The organism is Paenibacillus sp. OSY-SE, from assembly GCF_000283315.1.
GTDB lineage: Bacteria > Bacillota > Bacilli > Paenibacillales > Paenibacillaceae > Paenibacillus_B > Paenibacillus_B profundus.
Map to the genome: position 1 here is coordinate 1 of NZ_ALKF01000136.1, position 22420 is coordinate 22420.

Genomic DNA, 22420 nt, shown 5'->3' on the forward strand with positions numbered 1-22420 from the left:
ACACACTTTATTTTACAGACTCAAAAATAGATATAGAGAAAGGCTACATTTCGTTCGATTTTAAACGAAATGTAGCCTTATTAATTTGAAACACATTTTTAACTAATAAAAACGCAAGTTTTTCAGTGCCCTCGATGAATTCAGGAGTCATTTTTGGGGTAGTCTAAGTTTTTTTTCAGTTAAATATAGGATTACAGTTCATTGTATTGTATCTTTCCACATGGTAGGACTCCGACTAGTTGAACAATGATTAAATAATGAAAGAATATTTATGTAAGTTTAGGTAGTACAGGACTTGCATTTTCTATATGAAACCAATTCTCAATATGTATACAAAGCGGGCCGATATCCTCAATAGCTTTTTCACATATATCAGTGTATCTTTCTTTTAAAATTTTTCTTACGCTGTAGTGCTCGTGAAATTCATCGGTAGACTTTGCCTCGTATACTTCAGTTGGTTCAATAATATAATTTTTGTGTTTTGTATCTCTACTTACATAGATACTCCAATTAAGACTTCCTTTAAACGATCTTATGCACTCTTCTAGCTGCTTATATACTTCGCCACCATCTGAAAATCTAAAGAAAAATCCTGGGGGTGATTTATATATATCATCCTCAAAATACATGGTAGTTCTAACCCATTCAAATGATCCAAGTTTTGAGATAGTATAAGCCATTTTCTCAGTCTTATCTATATCAGAAGAATCCTTTAAATAAAAGCTTTTTCGTTGCATACAACCTCTCCTTATTCAAGTTTTTCAGTTGTAACTACAGTATTACCACCATTGGTTTGATTTAATTTCTCTAGATATGTTTCTTTTAGTATTGGTGTTTCGCTATATCGAGGATCGTATACGAATTTACCATCTGAATAAACCGTGTGATAGTCAAAATCAACCTTTGATCCATATTCAGTTACCTCAATTTGCCCATACTTATCCGACGATCTTATTGTCACTATCTCTCCTTTTCCCCCTGCTGCCTTTGCCAGATCATCTGCTATTTCAGAACAATCATAATTAAGGTTCGCTTTATACTTTGCTGAGTTTCCCGACATTACATTGGTAACTGCTTCATTACCAACAACAACTTGTCGTCCCGTCTCCTTATTCGAACTCCTCTCATTCTTCCCGTTGTTTCCTCTTCCGCCACTACCGCTCTTTAATTTAACTACCTTGCCGATTCCCTTGTCCGTTATACCCGAGACGATTGAATTGCCTACACCTTTGGCTAGCCCGTTCCAGTCTTCGGTATCTATCATATTCTGGATTCTTCGACCATCGGCTTCTGCCTCTGCAACCAGTTCATCCCATGCCTTTTCAGGATTACTTACCCATTTCCATGCTTCTGCAGCGGTGCCAGTTACTACATTCGCCGTAACCCCGATTGGGTCGTTAAGGACGGCCTTTGCCGTATCCAGTGTCGATTTGACCGCCTCGGTACCTCCAGCCCATGCCCCTTTCGCCGCATCAAGCGATTTGTCGAGGGACGTAGGCTGATATACGACTTCACCTTTTTTCAGGGGTACATATATCCGTTGTCCATTGAACATGGTTATCGTTTTATAACGCATCCGGTTCTTTATCCGCTGAGTCATTTCTTCTTGCGAATGGTTGCTCTGCATCTTCCGGGCAGCTGTAAGCACTTTGCCAATTAGGAAATTCGAGCCTAGTCCTATCTCTCCTGCTTGAGCAAGTCCGCTTCCTATTGCTTGCATGCCCTTCGGCGCAAATTTCCCTCCTGTGGCTGCCAATCCCACATACGGCACGCTCGCAGCCAAAGATAGCCCAGCTCGCGTATAATCACCACGGGCAGCCGATATTCCAGCGTTCGCCACACTGGCTGCCTTTCCTACGACCGGTATCATCCCGACGACATCCAGCGCAAGCTGGACCCCGTCAAGAAACTTATCCAAGAGGCCCTTCTTCGGTCCCTCCGCAGCTTCCCCATTTTCCCCGGTCTCCGGTTCCAAGTCCTTCACATAGACGGGTGCTTTTGTCAGTCCTTCGATTCGAAGGCTTGTCCCTTGGATATCCGTCTCCCCGTCCAGCACGATACTGCTGCTGCCGCACAGCAGATACACAGCCTCTCTCGCTTGAATATCCAGTTTCTTGTCGAGCTTGAGCTCCAAATCCTTCTCTGTATGGAACACGATCGCTTGTTTACTGTGAATCTCAATGCCCTCATGTTCATCCAGCTTGACGAAGACATGGTTCTCTTTGGCCGTCAACACAAGGTCATTGCTTCCGAATTTCACTTCCTTGCCGAAGTTGGTTCCCCAATACTTTACGCCCGGGTTTGCCATCTTGGGTGAATCCTGTCCGCCTCTGCGGACGGAATTCAATGCAACCGCTCCTTCCTCCTGACGGCTCGGAAAGTACACCTGCACTGCATCTCCAACCTGTGGCATGCAGTAGAACCCGCTGTTTCCTTCCGCCGTGTATACGGAAGAGTACGGGAACCAGTATGCTTCTTGCTTAGCTTGAGCCGAGTCGATGTTCAAATGCACCTGAACTTTATCTTTCGTGACGTCAATGATTTTTCCTTCCAGAGACGCCCCACAAATATCGGGATTGGTCATCGGATTCTGCCGGATACCCGTTGCCGGCCGCAGAAGGTATTCGTAGGTGAAGGCCCCTTCGTTGAACCGTGCTGTTGACTCCATCACGGTTAATTCCTTGTCCCTGAATGCAATGCGGTCCCCGATGGAATAGTATCGTTCGGTTTCGATAGAGTAATTCGTAACGTCCGTTTCTTGCAGAACGTCGTTATTGTGCCAATCAATTAGCGTTCGCATGACGCTGTAATGAGCATTCGTCAGGGAATCAGCCTTGCCGTCTGGCACGCCTATCCACAGCTTCGGGGAATCCGCCGCCGCTTCGGGGATGAGGACCGCTCCGAAGCGGGAAGCCATTCGTTTGAGAAACTGCCAATCCGTTTCCTGATACTGTAAGGTGAATTGGTTTAATGAGGCGGTGTCAAAGACAAGATCAATATAATCAGAGCCTGGGTATTCAGAAAGGATATGATGGACGAGATCCTGGTACAACATGTTTCGATTCTGGAAGGAACGCGTTTTTAGCTTGATATCCATACGCGATGTATGAGATATCCCTTCTAGTTCCAAATAGTAAATGCCCCTAACCGCTTTAACCGCCATGTCAGAGACTACACCGTGGAACAACGTTTTGACCGCATTTCCTTCATCGATCTCTTGAATTTGAATCGTGTCCGAACCACTGGACATATCTATGTATCTATCTTTTTTCTCTTCCGGAATAATTGCCGTAAGATGCAGATGTGCATGCTCGTTTACCTTTTTTTCAATTTGAACGCTGCTGAGGGTCTGTATTTCGTAAGGTGACACAAGCCGGATGTGTTCATACCCGATCAGCTTGCTTGCTGTGCTCACATAATCCCCCCTTCACTTGGGTGGTAAAGCAGTTCAGAATAGATACCTTACAGTGCGATAAACAACTGAAACTCATTTGGTATCAGAGCCAGAGGCCACAACCTTCTCACGGTATTCTTGCAGTACTTGGTTGTAAGCTGTTTCCTCCATATCTTGATAGCCAGTGAAGAATACTTTTTCGATTTGGCTGTGATCAAACAGAAACGCTTGATTAGCATCAATATTCCCTTCTGGATATAAGCATGCAATATAATCCCACAGCTTTTCGCTGTCTCCCGTCTTTTGCAGCCTTCCGTAAATCATAACTCTTTTCTCTCCGCCCTTTAGCAGAACAACAGAACCGTTCGGAAGCAAATGCATTGTTTATCACATCCCGATAAAATATATGCTCTTTATCAATTGACTTACTTATAAGTAGCCAAAATGCCAATCACGCAGAACATCACTGCTATTCCTATTAAACCGAAAATGCAGATAATCACAATTTTATGTTTATCGGGATCATTTTTTGTTTTTGTATAGGCCCCGGTAAAAATACAAATGATTGCGATTAAGACAATAATAATCGCGGTTTCAACAATTCCCGGTACTTTTTTATATGTGTTCTCCAAAAATTTGTTGATTGCTACCAAAATACCGCCTACCGCCAAAAGCAACAATCCTAGCACAGAAACTTTGGGGTTATTCCTAGCTTCTCGCAAAGCGTATACAATAGTTACCAATGCCGCAGTAATTGCCATGATAATAAACACTGGCCAAGGTAAGTAATTAAAGCTCATTTTTTGGACCCCTTTTCATTTTCCAAACAACTCTTCTTTAAGATAGCTAACACCTGCACCTATAGCTACACCAGCAATCACACCCGCTCCTACAACTGCTATAACAGGGGCACCTAAAGCAGCCACGCCCGCTCCAACTATACCTGTTGCAACCGTTCCTCCTACAGATAATCCTGCAGCATAATATCTGTCATCTCCTTCATACTTTTCAAAATCCTCCACTACGTCAAATGCAGTTGATATTGCAGCGGCAGGACCAGCAAATTTTGAAGCCCCTTTAATTAAATTTGTGCCTCTTTTAAATCGAACACTCTTAAATTCTGCGGCAGGGCCAAACGCTGGAGCTTTAGTAACATAGTGTTTTCGGTCACTGATTGCATCAAATAAATATTTTCCGGCTGTAGCATCCGCCGCTCCTAGAAATGTATTTTTGGTAATATCCCTCATTAACTGCTTATTCCAATCCTGCTCTTCTTCCTGCATGGTAGGGCTGTTATTATCTTCTACTAAGTGAGAATTATTTAGATTCTGTCCATCATCCTCAACCCGTATCTGCCCGCAATACATGCACATATTCGTTGAATCATGCAATAACGAAGGGTAGTTATCAATACTTTTATCCGTCTTTCCGCCAAGCCAGGGCATTGTCACCATCGGCATGCACGGCACCCGCTGCGGTAAACCGTGGGCTGCCGTAGCCGCGGCGACAGCCGGATTGTTCATGCTCCCGCATGACCCGAAGGGCATAATGTTCACATTGGGTATATAGTCCATCACGTTCATGATGGGCTTCCCTTTTACATAGACGCCATGACTCATCTGCATGTTCAGACGGCTGGGCTGGGAGCCGTAGCTGCAGCTTAATACAGCACCTGCCACGACATAGCTTTTTTTATCGGCGCTGCTAGCCACTGGGGACATTTCCTTTTTACCTTCCCCCGAACTACTGGAACTCATCTCCAATCACCTCCTGCTTCTCCAGTTAAGCTTCATCCAGCTTCTTCAGCTTCAGCCCATAGAAGTCTCGCCTCAAGATGCTTTCTGCCAGGGATAAATTCACGATAAGAATCGTTTCATAGATGTGATCTATTTGAAACAACGGCCTGTTTCCCGCCTTGTCCCTGTCAAGGACAGGCCGTTTGAGCATGCCATTGCGATGATACTCGCTCTTATCCGACAGACAATTGATGCGAAGCGGCAGAGTAAGCCAATACACATCCTGTCTCATCCGGGCGAAGTCGACCAATCCCACGGGATAATACTGCTGCCGAGGCAGGAACTTCTCAATCAACTGCTTAAGCTTGTCCGACAAGAGAGGAACAGGCCTCTCGATGAAATCCACATATTCGATATGCCTGCTCTCGCGAACAGGGAATTGCAGATTCATTGCTGTAAGCTCATCAGCACGCGCTTCGATGAGCATGTCCTTGGGGATGGCCTCCGCAATTCCTGCAGGCTCAACAGCATCCAAGATGCGTTCATCCTGCGACAAGATAAAGTAACTCATATTCCGTGTCTCCTTAATTCTTCCATAATGTCTGAGCCCATTGCTGCTGATCCAGCCGGACAACATCCTTCTGGTGAACAGAGAACACCGCATTCGTCAGATCCGCACCGTCAAACACGGCGTTCGCCACGTTCGCATCGGACAGATCCGCTCCATATAAGAAGCTCCCGTAAAATCAGCCCCTTCCAAGTCAGAGCCGGCAAAGCAGAGCGCTGATAGACCGGGCAGATTAAGAAAGCGGGCATCCTTCCATCCGTTGGCCCCTTCTGCATACTGAAAGATCGCTCCCTTGAGATCGCAATCGCGGAATTCCGCCCCATGAATTTGACTTCGGGAGAAGTCAGCCCCTGTCAAGCCTGAACCGCTCCATCTCGTGTCGATCAGAACACTGTCCTGCAAGCTACCGTGCGACAAGTTGCAGTGGTTGAACTCAGAATATCGGAAGTCAATGCCTCTATAGTCCCCGGCGGATAAATCAACATTCCGGAATAACTCGTAAGCATGCTCTCCGTCTTCTCTATCATCCAGCCATGCGAGGATAAATTCCGAATCCTGTTCACGTGCATCCTGCTTGAACACCACTTCGCTAAGGTCCATATATTCCCCTACCCGAATCTCGAATACAGGTTCTGTGGCTATATCCCGATACTCTTCAAGTTCCACCGCTTGGGGCAGCGCAAATCTTGCCAATGCCACAATATAACGGTGAATGGCAATCGATTCAGCGAGCATCATCTGCTCAATTATAGGAACGGACGCTCTCCCTCCATAAATACGGCTCCCTTCAATGAGCTTGCTCCGGAACGTGTCCAAATGCTGGAACGCCCAGCCAGCATCATATTGCAGCACATAAGGGTTGCGGTCGAATACCCAGCCGGCATCCATAGCCTCAACCCGATATATGTACCTGCCTTCCATCAGCTCCGTACGCAGCATGGAGAATGTAATGTATCCAATAGGCCCCTTCTCGCCCCGAGCCTGCGCATCTCGAATCTGTCGGCAGATATGCTGGAAGGAGGCAACGAATTCGCTGGCAAGCCATTCTTTATGCAATTGATAGTCCCTCTCCAGCACGAGCTGCATATTTGCCCGTTCCTGCCATACAATCTGTTCCCGGAAATGGGCAATTGACTCGGCCTTGTCCACTTCATCCCCCCGATTAGTTCGTCTTCAATTCCTTCCCAATAATCGTCGCATTTCCGTCCAGCTTAATGCTGCTCTCCTTGCACGACATGCTGATTTCGTTTTTGGCTGATATGACGACTTTCTTCCCGGAATCCATGAGAATACTATCTTCTGACGTAATTTTGATGTTTTTCTTGCTGAAAATCTCAATTCCGTTTTTCTCATTCAACCTGATAAAAATCTCGCCGTCTTTTGCAGTAATCACAATCTCGTCCGGGCTCATCATCAATTCCTTGCCGGAAGCTGTTCGGAAATATTTGATGTTCGGGTTGCCGAGCTTATTCGTCCCGCCCTCTGCCGAGTCTTGGCGGACTGAGCTGCTTGCCACGCCCTCTTCCTCTTTGTCGCTTGGGAAATATATGCGCACGGTGTCGCCAAGCTCAGGCATGACGTACCAGCCGCTATGCCCTTCTGCCGTGTACACCGAAGTATACGGAAACCAATGGGCCTCGCCCTTGTTCTGCTTCTCATCGATATCCAAGTGCACCCTTACCTTATCTTTGGCGATGTCGATGACCTTGCCTTGCAACGAAGCGCCGACAATCTGACGATTGTAAAGCACCTTCTGACGCAGGCCTTTGTGCAAACATAGCACGTACATATGCTTCAGCATTCCGTTCTTTACTTCCGTCCGCGCCTCACATACGTACAAGCTCTTGCCTTTGAACCCAATCCAACTGCCAAGCTCCAGCACCCTGTCCGTCTCCACCTCATAGTAGATAAAGTCATTCTCATCCACATTCGGAGAATCGTTTTCGGCAAAATAGCGATATGTCGTCATTCGCTTTCTGACCGTATAATGGTAGTCTTCCAAACGGGTTTGGGAGCTGCTCTCGAAAATGCCAAAGTAGAACTTGGGGCGATCGAACACCGCAGCCGGCATTAAGCTCGTATGATAGCGGGACGCCATTCTTCTGAGAAACTGCCAATCGGTTTCCAGATATTGCACCGTGAACCGTCCCAATCTGGCATTGTCAGTAGCCTCATCCACCACATCCATGCCCGGATAATCCAATGCAATCTCATCCAGCAGCTTCGGGATCGTCATGGCCTTGTTCTGGAAGGATCGGCTCTTTCGTTTCACATCCAGCTTATAAGAATGAGATACGGCCTCCACCTCAAGATAATAGATGTCACGTACGACCTTGATCCCGATATGGAGAACGATACCGCTGAACAACGGTTTGCTGCCGCCTTCCTCATCGATTTGACTGATCTCGATGGTTGTGTCGGCGTCGGTCATCTCCACATAGCTGTCCTTCAGTTCCTCGGGCACAATGCCTGTAAAAGTAAGCCGCGTATGCTCGTTAATTTTTTTCGTCAGCTTCAGCTCCTGCAGATTGACGAGCCGATAGGGGGCCACCTGCAAATTGTGATAAGTCAGAGCGGATTGACTCATTGTTCCGTCCTCCCTTCCTCCGATTCGCCGATGACGAGGGAATCCATGAGGCCCCGGGCAATCGGCTTCCAATGCTTCATCTCCTCTTCCGTGCAATTGAACGTGCAGAGCAGCGCCTTATGCTCCAACTCGGCAAAGAACATCAAATTATACAAATTGACGTTCAGGGCAGGAGCCAGAAATTCGCAATACCCTACATGCTTCCCACTAATCTCACGAATGCCGTCTTCGTACCACTGGAGAATGGGCTGCGTTCGCCGCAGGATCTGAATCATGGCCATCGTAAACTCTTCCATTTCTTCTTCCGTCAAGGCATGATCTGTATGGTTGAATGCGATGTTAATGGAGGTGCTGTCATTCGTATATATTAAGTCAGGCCTTCGTTCTGACGGGTATTTCATGGCTGCGGCTTGGGGTGGCATCGGGTGAAACGTCTTAGGCAGCGGCACACGTATTTTTCCGTCCAATATCCATTCTTCCGTGAACGGTATCGTCTCCCCGTCTATCTTCAGTACAGTCTGGTGGACAAGGATGGGTTGATCCGGTTGTGTTAAATATTTAGTATCCTTATCCGCAGCCTGCTCTTCACGCCCTTGGTCTCCATATAACATGGAAATGATTTGTTCATCCATATGCTCCATATCGCTCATTTCCTCACCTCTCGTTCATTGCCCCCCTATTGCTGGCATCTTCTTGCATCAATCCACTATAACCCGCTGTCTTCCGCCGTGCCGGACATCCGGCGCCAGCGCTCTGCCGCCCCCCGCTTCGCCGAGAATCCGCCGCAGGCCCGCAAATATCCTTTCATTGGTCAGCTCCCTGTAGCCCGTTCCGAACCGGTGCCCGAGATAATGCTGGATGACATCCCGCTCCACGGCCCCGCCGTTCAGGCACAGCATGGCGAACCCCGCGTCATAAGCGTGATCCGTTCCGCTCTTCAACAGTTCATTCGCGAAGTAACGCGTGATGAACGGAGACAGCGTGCTGTGCCCCAAGCCCGCATACGGCACATGGATGACGTTGAACGTATTGTATTCCGTCGCCAAATCAACGAAGCTTTGGTAGTCCGAACGCAGCCGAGCGCCTTCCTTCAGCTTGAAGCGCCCCAGCTCCAGCTCGTCCGGCCGGACATGGACGTTGTCTTCATCGAGCATGATCTCCCCTGGAAGCGTGGTGAAGTCACTCAATACCTGTTCCGCACGAAACTGAATTTTGAGCACCGTCTCCTTCCCGTTCGACTGGTAGGGAAGCTCGAAGTCGCGCTCCAGCGTGTATAAGCGGCCATCATGCTTGACGATGCCCCTTGCAATCGTCAGGCTGCTTTTATTAACCTGAACCTCGGCCCCCGTTACAATCCCATCGGAGTGCCGCTGATAGGCGATGTCGACGAACTGTCTCGGGTAATCCCGCAGATTCTCGAGCATGCCGGTCTTCAGAATCCGCCCTTTATGGAAGTGTGGAACCTGATGTGTAAACAAGACGCTCCCCCCTTTCCCTCACACCCCGTTATTTCAAGCCATCGAAGAAATCCAGCTCCGACAAGTCATTTTCAAAGGCATTGAACTGCTTCCTGCCCATGTACAGCTGCTCGTTGAGCCGCGCAACCGGTACCGTATCGAAGCCCCAGCTGCCATCGCCTGCGAACACGAACCACTTCGCCTCCCCGTTGGCGATGGAGTCGGTATCATCCTGAGGAATACTATCGCCGAACTGCGCGGCAATCTCCTCATACAGCACGGGACGATAGCTCGCGAAATCATTCTGGTATACTGCCGTATGCCGCAACTGTCCGTCGCCCCCGCGAATATGGAACTCGATCTCGTGCGCGCCAAGCGGCCGCGAGATTGAGCCCTGCGCCTGATCCAGCCGTTCGTAGCCGGAGATGAGCATCTTCTCCCGGCCGGTATGGGTCCAGGCGCTGACCGAATATGGAACGACAGGCGCATGATTCGTCAGCTTGGCTTCAATGAGCCCCGACTTCCGGGCGCTCAAGTATCGCAAGGCGCCCCGCAGGCAGGCCAGCTTCAGATCCGGCACCTTCCCCGAATCCTCCGCCTTCTGCCGGAACTCGATCGCCCGCCCGGGCACGAATTCCTTCAGCGCTTCCCGGAATACGTCAATCCGGCACGATTGGCCCGTCAGCTTGATGATAGAATAATCCTGCAGTCGGCCGTCGCGGTAGAACTCATCCAGGAACTTGCGGACGATGGCGTAAATGTCCCCCCGGATAAGCTGGTTCATCTCCTGAATGTTGAACACGACGTCCGGCGGCTCGTGCACATCCCGGAATTGTCCGTTCTCCCGCAGCGACAGGCACCATCGATCTACGGCGGTAAGGTTCAAGTCGCTCTCCTGCCGGCAGCCTTGGCCCGAATGGAAACGGCTGCGCAGAATGCCCGTCTTGCGGAAAAACTCCTTCTTCATGCCGTCGGCCATCTCCCACAGGACATAGAAATTGTTCCGCACCCGTTGGTATTCATCGCGAGCCCGGTTCTCGTATTCCTTGAACCGGGTCGGCAGGAAGGCCTCCGCCTCGCGGTAGCGGGCGTCGAACTGCGCATAGACCGCTTCCGCGCCAAATTCGTCCACGTGGCGATAGATGTCCGTGGCTGGTATATCGATTAAGTCATCGATATCCGGCAGGATACCCCCGCTGCCGTAGAATCCGGCGAATGCGATCTTCATGAATTGCATGATGCGGTATGTAATGTTGTTGCCGCCGAAGTTCGTATCCCCGTTCTCGTAAGACGTATGGATATCGAGCTTGTAGGCGATATGCCCATCCTCGATGCGGAAGCGGCATGACGACAGGTCGGTCGTTCCCCCGCCGCAGTCGATAACGAGCGCTTGGTATTCCTCTCCGTCCATGAAGCGATGATGCTCCATCTGATCGGCGATCGTGTTGTACAGCACGGCCAAGCCTTCATCGAGCGCATCGCCCGTCTCAATGCTGTATTCAGGCAGGATATCGGCGAACATGTCGATGAACTGCGCCTTCAGCTTGACCGGCCCGGATAGATGCAAATGCCTGAAGCGGCACTTGAACTGATGCTCGGCCATACGCACCACGTGCCGCATATACGCCCGCAGCATGTCGCTTCTCGTCACGGGGGCCGCATTCCCTTGACTATCCGTCACTTCCTCCAGCCGCTTGTAGTTGTTCACCCAGCGCTTCATGCCGTGAAAGACGGACGCGCTGCCGCTGTACCCGCTCTTCTTCTTGTCCTGCAGCGCGTCGTAGCCGAAGTTGAATCGGATACGCTCCGGATCGGAGCAATCGGCGACTCCGATAACCGTCGGCAGCACCTCGATCCATTCCGCATCCTTGGACATCGTGTCGGGGAACGATACATAGTTGATGCGATCCAGCCGGATGCGTCCGTTCAGCAGATCGGTCGCGTTGGGCGAAGTCACATATCCGCTGTCCAAATACGCTCCAGCCGTCGTATTGGACGTTCCGAAATCAATCGCCAATACAGCATCCGTCTCTTCCAGCTCGCGGATGTCCAAGTCCGCGACCGGAACCTTGTAGTAGTACAGGTTGGCGGGCGGCAGCGGCTTGTCGCGATAATACGTGTGATACATATATTCCGACACCTGCTTCTGGAAGAAGAGCAAGCTGTATTGACGGTTCGCCGTTTTCTTCACTTCCGCGTCTTCGCCCATCGAGAGGCAATATACCCCTGGCTTTGCTCCGTCCTTCACCAGATTGAGGATAGCGCACAGCTCCAGATTTTCGTTGACGAGCAGAACGTTAGATTCCGTAATCGCCTGCCCGGCTTCGACCTGATATCCGTCGAATCGATCCAGCTTCAAGCCGGAGTATAGTGTAATCTTCGCCGGAATGCGGATACCGCCGCCATCGGGAAGAGGCGTGCCCAAATAAGTCCTTAGCGCCGCCTCGACCCGGGCAAATCCGCCCGGCTGTACGTGACTGATAAGCAGACTTTCATCCGCGCCCCGGTATTTCATTACGGTCGCAATCAGTCCTTCGCGATCCAGCGTATGAATAAGCCCTTCGACCAGTTTTTCTTGATGGCAAATGTTCCGGAGCTGGAACGTCGTCATTTCCGACAGTTCCTCCCGGTTATATTCCGCATGCTTCCGGCCGTCTTCCCTGCTTGCCGGCTGCGTATAAAGCCTGTATGAGTATCCGCCCATCATTGCCCCCCTCCCAGCCTCGCTTCAAGAGGCTGCTGTGCTGAACGGTTCACTTTTTGTCCGCACTTCGCTTTTTGACCACGCTTAATAGAGCGAAATGCCGCCCAATCGCATCGTGTCATCCACATCGATGATGCCGAAATGGTCTCGCCAATACACTTCCGTATGGAACCGCGCCGGCAGGAACAGCTCCTTAATCAATTCGAGCTTGGCCCGAGCCGTATCGGTCTCCTCCTGTCCGACATAGAACAGCAGCTCATCCTTGTCTTCGCAGTTCGCATAAATCGTCGAGCGCCTGAATATGTCCCGCAGCGTATCCTTGAGCAGGTACACCGCCTCGCCCGTTTCGTACAGACGCAGCACATTGCCGGCGATAGCCTCCCGCTCCTCGCGGTCGAACAGCTTGATGCCCTCGCTAACGCGAGCGCCGAATCGGCCCTCCTCCATGTCACGCAGCACGAACTTGATATAATATTCCCGTCTGTTCATGCCCTGGACACGGTCGATGCCCGTCAGGAAGTGCAGCACGATGTCGAACAGCGTGTTCCGCAGCTCCACATCCTCTTCGTTGTTAATATCGAACATGTCCTTGAACAGGTCATAGAACCGGTAATACGGGTTGACCTCGACCTGCTGCTCGACCGTCCGTGCGTTGAGGTCCTCCAAGCTTAGCTCCATATAGGGCGAATACACTTTGGCGGGAGCGAACCGGATATTGTTCACGTTCAGACCGGATTGCTCCGCCTTGATGACCAGATCCCATATATAATTCACGCCCATTCCCCTTCGCACTTGTATTCCGGAAAGTACATCTGCACTTCGGACACGAGAAAGCTCATCAGATCATGCAGTATGAATTGCTCGCCTTCTACCGCATTCAGCGCCCGGAAGCCGAGCCGCATCACTTTCTTGTCTCGTTCTGTACGGACATTGTCACTAATGAACGGGTTCATCTCGTACGTCTGCTCTGTTCCGCCCACCCGTTCCCTGATATCCACATGCTCCAGCTGGAGCATGCGGGCAGCATCGAAGGAGTGCACGATCCGCAGGATTTCACCCTTGGCCCGCACGATCTGCGCTTGCCTGCGCGCATACTTGCCAATAAAGCCGTCCGTTCTCCGATTGGAGACCAGCTCGTATTCAAGGCTGCCGATGCGTGAAGCGACCGGTTGCGAAATTTTCAGAACATTCCACACGCCCGCTCTCTCCTGCGGCGAGACAATCGTCAGCTCGTCCCGCGTGCGCTTGATGTAGCGAATGTTGTCTTCATTGCCTTCCACGAGATAGCCATGCTCGCTGCCCGTCTTGTGCAGCGACAGCACATGCTCGAAGTTGACGCGGTCGGATGCGGGAACCGGGAATCCGCTGTTTTTGATGGCGAGCTGTTCAATGTTCCAGAGCGGAACGACATCGACCCGCTTATGCGGCTCGAATTCCTCCAAATCGACCGTAATCTCGTAAATCTCGTCTTCTTCCCGCAGCGTATCCTCGCAGTCCGTGAGCAGAACGTCGAAAAACTTGTGCGCATACGGATGATTGACCGTTTTCCATGGAATGCTATTTTGCTGAAATACATGGTATAGCTTTTCAATCTCATTGATGTATAGCCGGCTTTGCGACAGCCGCACCTGAATGGCGCAGCTGCCTCCGGACGTCTTCATTTCCCCGCGGAACGTTCTCTTTCCAGCCAACAGATCTCGCAGCGCCGCGAAATCACATTGCAAAAACAGCGTAAACAGCAGCGCTTCCTCCTGCCGTTGGACATGTGCCACTAGGCTGCTCATATCGATGTGCTTCCGTGCCGCATCTTCCGGTAGCATCGGGTGCAGAAAGTCGTGAATCGGGTCCAGGTCGTCACGGCGGCACATCGAGACGAAGATGTCATGCTTGTCCTCGCCGTCCTCCACCTCGTCGAACACCTTGCGCTCCATATTCCGGTTCATCTCTTCCTGATATTCCACCAGATTCAAGAACAATCCGGTCATCAACTGCTTCAGCAGCTTACGCTGCTCGAGATCCTCCATCTTGCTTAACCGATCGTGTACGATGTCCTTCATGGCGATTGACGAGTTCCCTCCTTCTGCGGTTATTCCCCGCTGTCTTTGCCATCCGCCGCCTCCACTTCCACAGCAGAGGCCGCACCTCCGACGTCCGCAGAAGTCGCCCCGGCGGCGGAGCCGGAGGAGCCCGAGGATGACCCGCCAGCAGACGACTGCTTGGCACTCCCGGCTCCATCTCCCGCTCCTCCTCCGTTGCCAGAGGCTTGTCCTGCGCCAGCAGTGCCAGAGCTGGAACCGCCCGCTGCGGGCTGCGCTTGCCCGGCGCCCGATACCGGACCACCGGCGGCATTACCGGCTGCAGCGGATCCACCACCATCCAAGCCAGCAGACGGCTGGACGGCTGGCTGCGCCGGATTGAGCTTATCGACCGCCTTGTCAATCTTCCGTTCCATGCCCAGCACCCGTTCCAGCATGTCGATTTCTTGATAGATCTGCTGGGCGGCAGAGTAAGCGTCAATAGCTCCTACATAATCCTGCGCGGCAAACTGCTGATCGCCCTTCTTCTCGTACTTGTCGCCTTCCAGCAGCCGTTTCTCCTTCTTCAGCCCGGAGACCTTGTCCTCCGCTGCATCGAGCTTCGCGCGAATATCCTTCTCGCCGTCCGCATAACCTTCCTCGATGGCGGCCTTCCTCGCCTTCTGGTAAGAGCTGCGCGCGCCGACGTAATCCTGGCTTTCGAACTTCATGTCCCCCTCCTGCACCCAGCTCATAATCTGCATGTACGTGAGGGAGCGATCCATCTTGTCCTCCAGCTCCTTATGATTGAACTCCTTGTACGGCTTTGCTTCCTCCCGCGCTTTCCCATATTTATCCAGAGCCTTGGCGAAGTCGCCCTCCTTAAAGAAGCCATCCCCGTCCACCATAAGCTGCATCAAGCGCTGCCTTTTGCCGAACATATCGCGATGAATCCGATCCTTCAGCCGGATGGCCATATTGCGCGCTTCGCTATATTCCTTGACGGCCTTCGGATAATCGCCGTCCTTCATGTACATGTCCGCATTCTGCGAGAATTCGAGCATGTTCGCTGCGTTCTCCGCCTTGCGAGCGGCCTCCTTCACGAAGAAGAAGGTCGCGCCTCCTCCTGCAATGAGCAGCACGATCAGCGCCAGCAGCCACTTCTTCAGCAGTCGCCATTTCCGCTTCGGATCTTCCTTGAACACCTTGTTCGCATACACGGCGACGGCGGTATAATTGTGCACCGTTCTCCGTTGCTTGCTAAGCAGCACGTCCTCTAGCGTATCGGTGAAATCCTCCGGCTCCTTCGCTTCCGCGAGCGCATCGATCATTTCCGTGCCGTTGACGTCCTCCCACAGCCCCGGCGTGCAGAGCAGCAGGGCATCGCCCTCGGAGAGCGGAACCTTCTTGGAGACGAACGGCTCGAAGCCATCGGGCTGACCCATATAGTGGATCAGATTGTGACGCTCTTCATGAACTTCCATTGCTTCTTCCGAGATTTCCCCGGCATCCGCCATCATCTGCGCCAGACTCTGATCTTTGCTGCGCGCGAACAGACGCCCGCCGCGGAAATGATACAGCCGCGCATGACCCGCCACCGCCCAGACGATCTTCGCATAGTCGGTCACGACCAGTATCAAGCTCGCCTTGAGCCGTACTCTCCGGCTCTCCGCCTTCAACCATTCGTGCGCCTCCTGCATATATTGCTTCAGCCGCAGTGGAGACATCGTCGGCTTCTCAGTGAATCGCCTGAGGATGCTCTTGACGACCATCTCGGCGCTGTCCGCTTCCCGGTCCGCATCCAAGCCGTCAGCGATAACCCAGCAAGCCATATCATCAAGCTCAACGTAAGCAAAATAGTCCTTATTATGTAGAAAAGAACCGGCTTCTGAGACGAAGCTGGTCTTGAATTCGCTGTTCTCCTTTCTCATTCGTACCCCCGCTTCTCCTGTTATCCGCATGCACGCTCATTCATGGAAATCCCCCGAAGCCAGGAACAGCCGCTTCAGACGTTGTCCACAATGATAACGGTCGCGTTATCCTGATTCGCCAATCTCTTCTGTTCGATCGCTTCGATGATCTCCTCGGCGGCATCGTGGGGCGGGAGCGGCTTGGACAAAATATGCTCCATTTCCACTTCCGTCAGCGTATTATATACTCCGTCGCTGCACAGGATGACCCGGTCTCCCGGCTGCAACTCAAAGGGATCGCTCCCGATTTCGATACTTTTGAAGTTCTCGTAGCCCAAGTAATTGATGAGCCGCCTCTTCATCGGGTGCTCCAACGCTTCCTCCCGCGTCATCTCTCCCGTTAAATACCGTTCCTGCAGCACCGACTCCAAAGTGTGCTTCTCGTTCATCCGGATGAACTCCCCGTTCCGGAACACCATAATGATGCTGTCGCCCACGGCTCCCCAGTATAGACGATCGTCCGCAATGACGGCAGCCACAAGCGTCGTTCCTCCGGTTGCCCCCTTCAAATTCCGCAAAATTTCCGTATTGCTCACCTTGGCCGCCTTTGTGAAATAGTGCTGGACATCCCGGATGTCTTCCAGCTTCAAGAATTCGCGGATGAATACCGTCACGGCAAGCGTGCTCGCCATTCTGCCGTGAGCAAGGCCGCTGATGCCATCTGCCAACACGGCCGCCGTACCGTGCACAGTGGTGACGCTGGAGAAATAATCATCCTGCTCCTCCCGGGCACCGATGGTCTGGCCGTTCCCAATCGGTATGCCCGCTGGCTCGCTGCTTGCCGCTTCCGTCATCAGGCGGCGCCGTGCCCCGAACAGCAGCAGGAGCGCTGCAACGGAACCCAGCACGATCAAATACGGCACCCAATCCTGTACTTCCATCGTGGTCATCATCCCTAACCCATATCGTTATTCCATTCAAAATGGACGCCGCAGAGCGCAATAAAGATGAACTTGCTGCGGCCGAGCTGAATGACGTCATAGGCGGCCAGCTCTACTGGCGAATAGACGGCCTCGTTGTTGTGGTAGGCAAGACCCGACGCATCCCCTGGCAGGAGGTAGAAGTTGCGCTTCTTCGGGTCATAGACGATGACCGCATGGTTCCGCCGCGAAATGGCATTGTCCCCAAGGATGCGAATGTGCATATCTTCGGAGCGGCCAATAAAGTTTTTCTCCGCCATAATCCGATAATCCTGACCGAGCTGCGGTCCTTCGATGCAGACGAGCCATCCGGTTACCGGCTCGATGCCAGTCGTCTCGCCCAAATAAGGCATCGTCTTCTCTTCTTCTTCCGCCCGCGCCGGCTTCTTCACGTCGCCGCTCGGCGCTTGTTCCACCGAAATGCTGCAATAAGGGCATATGCTGCCATGTTTTCTTGTGCTGAACATGTGTCCGTTTGCGCATCTTGTCAGACTCATCCTGTTCATTCCTCCGTTACTTTGATCGATGCTTGAATGGGTGGTGCTATTTCGCTAATATCCGCGTGTTGGCAATGCAGATGATATCCCCGGATTCAATCCGGTAAGGCTCTTCCACCTCCAACCGGCTTGCCGTTCTGCTGCCGGCTTGGCGTATGCCGACGCCGTTGTGGGAATCCAGATCCTCGACGAACCAATTCCCCGAAGCATAGTTCATTACCGCGTGATGCTTGCTGATGAGCGACGCGTATTCCGAATCGGACAAATCTATGTCAACCTCGCTTTGCGCAGAGTTCTTGCCGATGAGCAAGGATGTTTCCCCATGGATGTACCATTCCTTTACGCTCTCCCCCTCTTCGTTCAGGAGGACAAGCTTGGCAATGGTTGCGCCTTCTTCCTGTCGGAGTGTGCGGCTTCGGACGCGCCGAACGGCATATATCACCACGGCTGCCGCCAGCAGGACACCGACCGTCACCTTCAAGACAAGGTCTATATTCCACACATACACATAGAACAGTGCGGCCGCCGCAATGACGGCAATCAACAAATCAATGACGATAATCCAACCGGACCTTTCCTGCTGGTACGGGTGACGCTTTGCTTGCTCAGTACCCGCTTCATTCCTCACGTTCCATTCCTCCGTTACTCCAATGAGCCCTCAGGGGCCCGTGCAAAATCAATACGTATCGGCCATAACAACGAAAAAAAGGCCCCGAACATGAGCAGAATGATGTCTCATGCATCACACATCACTCCACCTTACAAAGGTTGTTCCAAAGTGCCCTTTTGATCATGAAGCATACCCGTTTTTAAAATAAAGAGCACACTAGTAATCCCTCGCCGTTATTTCTTCTTCATTCCAAAATATCGTTGAAACAGATCCGACGTATCGATCGGATTGGCTGCTCCCTTGCCGCCATCCTTATTGCCTGACGGCCGCTTCGTCTTCGGATCGAAGCCGAAGAACCGCGCAAAGTCAGCCTCCACGTTCCGCGGATCGAAATTCGCCCGCGCTCCCCGTGCTGCCGCTTCTCCTCTGTCCGCCCGCCCTTCCGACTGAGCGCCTCGTTCCCGGCCGGGACCTTGTCCTTGCTTCTTTCCGTCCAACCGGTCATCGTAGGCTTTCCTCGAGGCCTCATCCTGCAACACGGCATACGCCTCATGAATCTGCTTGAACCGCTGCTCCGCTTCGGGACTGCCGCCGTTCACATCGGGATGGTGCTGCTTGGCGAGCCGCCGGTATGCCTTCTTCAGTTCCTCCGGCGCCGCATCCCGCCGTACGCCCAACAGGTCGTAATAGTTAACCATCCGCCTCATCCTCGCCATTCATTAGGATAAAATTTTAAGAGGCTAGAAGCCTCTTAAAATTTGTTGTCCGATACTAGTAACGAGTACACGCCGTATCCTTATTAAGCAGGATAACCGCCGTCAATCGTAGCGTGTTCGGTTTTGTCCTTCTTCTGTTTGATGTAGAGGCTGAACGTACCGACCCCTTCTGTGTCGCCGTAAGTCTCGGTGTAGTCCACTACAAACGCGTTCGGGAAGTACACCTTGCGCACTACCTGATCCGCCGCGATAACTTCCAGCGTCACTTTACGGTAGCAGTCCGACTTCTCAGCCGGAACGAGAGACCACAGCGCCAGCTTCTTCGTATCGTCGGCGTTGTCGCCATCGGTTGCCGTGATGATTTTTCCGGAAATGCGCATCGTCGCACCTACGTCTGTCGATCTCGCGTTGGAATCGTTCGGCGTGTCGGTGTCATAGACTACTTGTTGAATGTTGTCCATACCGAGTTCGATTGTTTCTGCACCTTCTACTCTGAGAATGAATCCCATGAATAAAACCTCCTTGAATTGGGTTGAAATAGGTTCCGAAAGCACAGACCGCTTTCGGGATTTATGTTTGAAGGTGAGCTTGGATAAGCCCACCTCTAACACACGTTTCCATATGCCGGTCATGCTTTGACTGGCGTCGTGCCTTTCGTAATCATGACTTCGAGGTTCTTCACGTTGCCGTTGAACACGAGGTCAATGTGGCACAGGTTGCTCTTGTCGTCGATTATATAGGACATGTCGTCCCCGTCTTGAATGATGGAGTTGACATACCCGCGTGTACCGAGCCATTTGCTCTTTTGGCTGCTCGGGTTGTTGCTGAAAAATTTCACGATGTTCTCATGCTTGAAATCACCCGTCTGGAAGCGGAGAATGCGTTCGATGTACGTACTTACAAGCGTCTTGTAGAGCGAATCGAAGCCATTCTCCGTCATGGCCATGCTTCTCGCTTTGTATACCGTAATCCGCTTAATATCCTTGTCCTGCAGCTGCGCATTCTCGGAAGAGAAGACGAAGCCGAAGTTTTTACGGTTGATCGCATCTTTGATGTTGTTCGTGAATCCGGTAATTTCCTTCGCCATCGTCGTGACGGCGCGCAATGCATGATCGCTGGCCTCGATATCGAAGCGCACGCCCGGGTATTCCCTGCTAATATTTTTGAACGACTCGCGCAAGTATTCAGGACATTGGTACGCGGCGACAATCCCGGCGGCAACGTAAGCTGCTCCCACGTATACGCCTTCGATCCACAGCTTCAGAATGTCTTCCTTCTCCTGTGACAATTTGACGCCGTGTTCGGTTTGCAGCATACGGCTGTCAATGATGACTCCGGATTTGTCCTTCGGAATAACCGTGAAGTTCGGGATACACGGAATGGCAAATTCGCTGTATTCCTTGCGGACCATGACGCTGCACTTGTCGATGTACTTATCGAGACCTGCGGTCGCCATGCTGCTGAAGGTCGTCTCTTCTCCAGATTCGAAGCTGAAGAAGACCTGCACCTTGTAATCTTTGACGACCTGCAAGAGCATCGTCAGCGATTCCATCGTATTACCGTCCTGCTTCACGACTTTCCCGTTGCCCCGGAACCGCTCGCGGGTGACCTTCACCTTGCCAGCAGACTCGAGCTCAACGGAAGGCACGATGCCGAACCAGATCGTATCGGAGAACTCATTTTTGGAGTTCACCGTGTTCAAATACGTTTCCAATCTCGGAATATTGCTGCTCTTAACCGTCATGTCGAGCTTCGCATTCGTGATCAGGAGCGATGGCTGCATCCCTTTGTTCTTGGTCGCGTATTGGTCGAAGAACATTCTGACACCCAATATTTTTTCCACCAAAGGTTTAACCGTTTTAACAAAATCGTCCTTGGCGTTCTTGTAGAATTCCAAGTAGGTGTTGTAGTTCTGCACTTCTGTCTCCGTATCGACCTCCGTCTGCACGACAGGCAGCGGACAGAACGTACGCACGACAAGATCCTTCACGTAGGAGGACGGCGTCTCGGTAATCGACTCGTAATCTTCCTCAAATACGTTAGCGAGTCCGGTGCCGCTGCTGTCATCGAGCAGCATCAGCTCGGTGTTCTCGTTCTTCGGCGCTTCGATAATCTTCAGTTCCCCAGCCTCACCGATCGTGAGCATGCCGATTTGAATCGCTTCGGACTGATTCTCTTCCCGCGATCCTCCGAGCAGAAGCCGTGTCTTAATATCTTCGATTGCGAGCGGAAGCATCGCCATCACGTTGTTATAGTTCTTGCTCGCATCCTCGAACATGGTGTTCAGCTTATCGCCGAGGTCGAGCTTCTTCGGATCGCCGTCATCCAGCTTGTCGTGCTGGCTGTACAAGTAATGAATCTCCTTCCGCACTTGGCGGATATCGTCCATTACCTTCTTCGGCGAAATCATGTCGAGCAGATTCTCGAACCTGAAATCCACATTCGTAATGCCTTGGCTGCGCTTCGTGTCGATGAGCGTGAACAGCATTTTCAGAAAATCGTTGCTTTGATCGATTTTGATTTCCGAAACGCAATCGTCCGCAATACCTTCCGGCTTTTTCAAGGTGTACATCACTTTCTGGTTCGCTGCGTTGTAGAATGAATAGACGCTCGGCGAGAATTTGTCCAGAAACTCGTCAAAGCTGCGTACAAGCAATTGCTCGTTGACTTCCTTGACTTTGTCGTCACTTAGACTGTCAATCCCTTTGACATCGCCTACGATGGTCAGAAGGTCCAGCATCTCCGGGTTGATTTCCTCGAAGAGCATGGCGCGGTTCGTTTGATTAATGATGTCCATAGTGTTCAGCACAAAAAGTGGCAAACCGTCTATCGCGCGCACCTGCACGCACCGGCTTGCAAATCTTCATGCTTCCTCCTCTCTATTTCGTTGTGATAGTCTCTTCGCACTAGCTGTGTGAGTATTTCTATCGCAAAAGTACTGCTTATTCAAAAACTAGGAGATTAGTTCGACACAATCTTATATAGACCCATCCTTTTTTGTCAATATTTTTAATAAAAGGTACTAAATAACTATTAATCTCCTTATTTCCCCCAACAAAGAACGATTTTTTACAAATCCTCTTCAGTTTTTAGGTCGTATTGCCGATGTTATATTTTGGGACGGCGAGCTGAATTCTCCTATTGTCCCGACCACCTTCCTCATTCTCCCAATTATTTCGGTATAATCTAACAAAATGTTTATATCGTTACAGAAAAAAATATTTTTTTATTTTTAGTAAAAAGGTG

At 51.3% G+C, this 22420-nt stretch carries 20 protein-coding genes and 1 pseudogene; all 21 read right to left on the minus strand.

From position 1 onward, the window contains the following. Positions 1-269: 269 nt before the first annotated feature. The 21 genes and pseudogenes from A372_RS0102850 to A372_RS0102945 all read right to left on the minus strand — a co-directional run bounded on the left by A372_RS0102850 (position 270) and on the right by A372_RS0102945 (position 21971). Positions 270-737, minus strand: a complete 468-nt coding sequence (locus A372_RS0102850) for a hypothetical protein (RefSeq protein ID WP_019419331.1) — start codon at positions 735-737, stop codon at positions 270-272. A gap of 11 nt (positions 738-748) precedes the next feature. After that, positions 749-3415 (minus strand): contractile injection system protein, VgrG/Pvc8 family, encoded by a 2667-nt coding sequence (locus A372_RS35260; protein ID WP_019419332.1) that lies wholly within the window; start codon positions 3413-3415, stop codon positions 749-751. A 72-nt stretch (positions 3416-3487) separates the two neighbouring features. Then, a complete protein-coding gene (locus A372_RS0102860) occupies positions 3488-3775 on the minus strand; it encodes a DUF4176 domain-containing protein (protein WP_019419333.1) in 288 nt (95 codons plus the stop codon). 44 nt (positions 3776-3819) lie between these two features. Further along, positions 3820-4194: a hypothetical protein gene (locus A372_RS0102865; protein WP_019419334.1), complete on the minus strand. Its 375-nt coding sequence runs from the start codon at positions 4192-4194 to the stop codon at positions 3820-3822. 519 nt (positions 4195-4713) lie between these two features. Then, positions 4714-5115 (minus strand): annotated as a pseudogene (locus A372_RS38335) (DUF4280 domain-containing protein); the annotation flags it as partial. A 61-nt stretch (positions 5116-5176) separates the two neighbouring features. Further along, positions 5177-5701 (minus strand): hypothetical protein, encoded by a 525-nt coding sequence (locus A372_RS0102875; protein WP_019419336.1) that lies wholly within the window; start codon positions 5699-5701, stop codon positions 5177-5179. A gap of 13 nt (positions 5702-5714) precedes the next feature. After that, a complete protein-coding gene (locus A372_RS39425) occupies positions 5715-5831 on the minus strand; it encodes a hypothetical protein (protein WP_157259402.1) in 117 nt (38 codons plus the stop codon). Further along, positions 5798-6847 (minus strand): pentapeptide repeat-containing protein, encoded by a 1050-nt coding sequence (locus A372_RS33080; RefSeq protein WP_051004451.1) that lies wholly within the window; start codon positions 6845-6847, stop codon positions 5798-5800. Before A372_RS33080 ends, A372_RS39425 begins: the two co-directional genes overlap by 34 nt. Before the next feature lie 13 nt (positions 6848-6860). Continuing rightward, positions 6861-8285 carry a contractile injection system protein, VgrG/Pvc8 family gene (locus A372_RS0102885; RefSeq protein WP_019419337.1) on the minus strand — a complete coding sequence of 475 codons (1425 nt, stop codon included), beginning with the start codon at positions 8283-8285 and terminating at the stop codon, positions 6861-6863. Further along, entirely contained in the window at positions 8282-8935 is a 654-nt protein-coding gene (locus A372_RS0102890; RefSeq protein ID WP_019419338.1) for a hypothetical protein, read from the minus strand. Before A372_RS0102890 ends, A372_RS0102885 begins: the two co-directional genes overlap by 4 nt. A gap of 48 nt (positions 8936-8983) precedes the next feature. Then, positions 8984-9763 (minus strand): hypothetical protein, encoded by a 780-nt coding sequence (locus A372_RS0102895; protein ID WP_019419339.1) that lies wholly within the window; start codon positions 9761-9763, stop codon positions 8984-8986. A gap of 28 nt (positions 9764-9791) precedes the next feature. Further along, a complete protein-coding gene (locus tag A372_RS0102900; RefSeq protein WP_019419340.1) occupies positions 9792-12446 on the minus strand; it encodes a molecular chaperone in 2655 nt (884 codons plus the stop codon). A gap of 84 nt (positions 12447-12530) precedes the next feature. After that, on the minus strand, positions 12531-13226 hold the full coding sequence (locus A372_RS0102905) for a hypothetical protein (protein WP_036703120.1): 696 nt from the start codon (positions 13224-13226) through the stop codon (positions 12531-12533). Continuing rightward, a complete protein-coding gene (locus A372_RS0102910; protein ID WP_019419342.1) occupies positions 13217-14503 on the minus strand; it encodes a hypothetical protein in 1287 nt (428 codons plus the stop codon). Before A372_RS0102910 ends, A372_RS0102905 begins: the two co-directional genes overlap by 10 nt. A gap of 29 nt (positions 14504-14532) precedes the next feature. Further along, the gene (locus A372_RS0102915; RefSeq protein WP_019419343.1) at positions 14533-16392 is read right to left on the minus strand and encodes a PP2C family protein-serine/threonine phosphatase; all 1860 of its coding nucleotides are present in this window, start codon (positions 16390-16392) and stop codon (positions 14533-14535) included. A gap of 74 nt (positions 16393-16466) precedes the next feature. Then, entirely contained in the window at positions 16467-17312 is an 846-nt protein-coding gene (locus tag A372_RS0102920) for a PP2C family protein-serine/threonine phosphatase (protein ID WP_019419344.1), read from the minus strand. 14 nt (positions 17313-17326) lie between these two features. Continuing rightward, a complete protein-coding gene (locus A372_RS0102925) occupies positions 17327-17848 on the minus strand; it encodes an FHA domain-containing protein (protein ID WP_019419345.1) in 522 nt (173 codons plus the stop codon). Positions 17849-17894: 46 nt separating this feature from the next. Next, positions 17895-18476: an FHA domain-containing protein gene (locus A372_RS0102930; RefSeq protein WP_019419346.1), complete on the minus strand. Its 582-nt coding sequence runs from the start codon at positions 18474-18476 to the stop codon at positions 17895-17897. Positions 18477-18691: 215 nt separating this feature from the next. Further along, the gene (locus A372_RS0102935; RefSeq protein WP_019419347.1) at positions 18692-19156 is read right to left on the minus strand and encodes a J domain-containing protein; all 465 of its coding nucleotides are present in this window, start codon (positions 19154-19156) and stop codon (positions 18692-18694) included. Between the two features lie 101 nt (positions 19157-19257). Further along, positions 19258-19683: a hypothetical protein gene (locus A372_RS0102940; protein ID WP_019419348.1), complete on the minus strand. Its 426-nt coding sequence runs from the start codon at positions 19681-19683 to the stop codon at positions 19258-19260. Positions 19684-19802: 119 nt separating this feature from the next. Continuing rightward, a complete protein-coding gene (locus A372_RS0102945) occupies positions 19803-21971 on the minus strand; it encodes a hypothetical protein (RefSeq protein ID WP_026010860.1) in 2169 nt (722 codons plus the stop codon). Between the last annotated feature and the right edge of the window lie 449 nt (positions 21972-22420).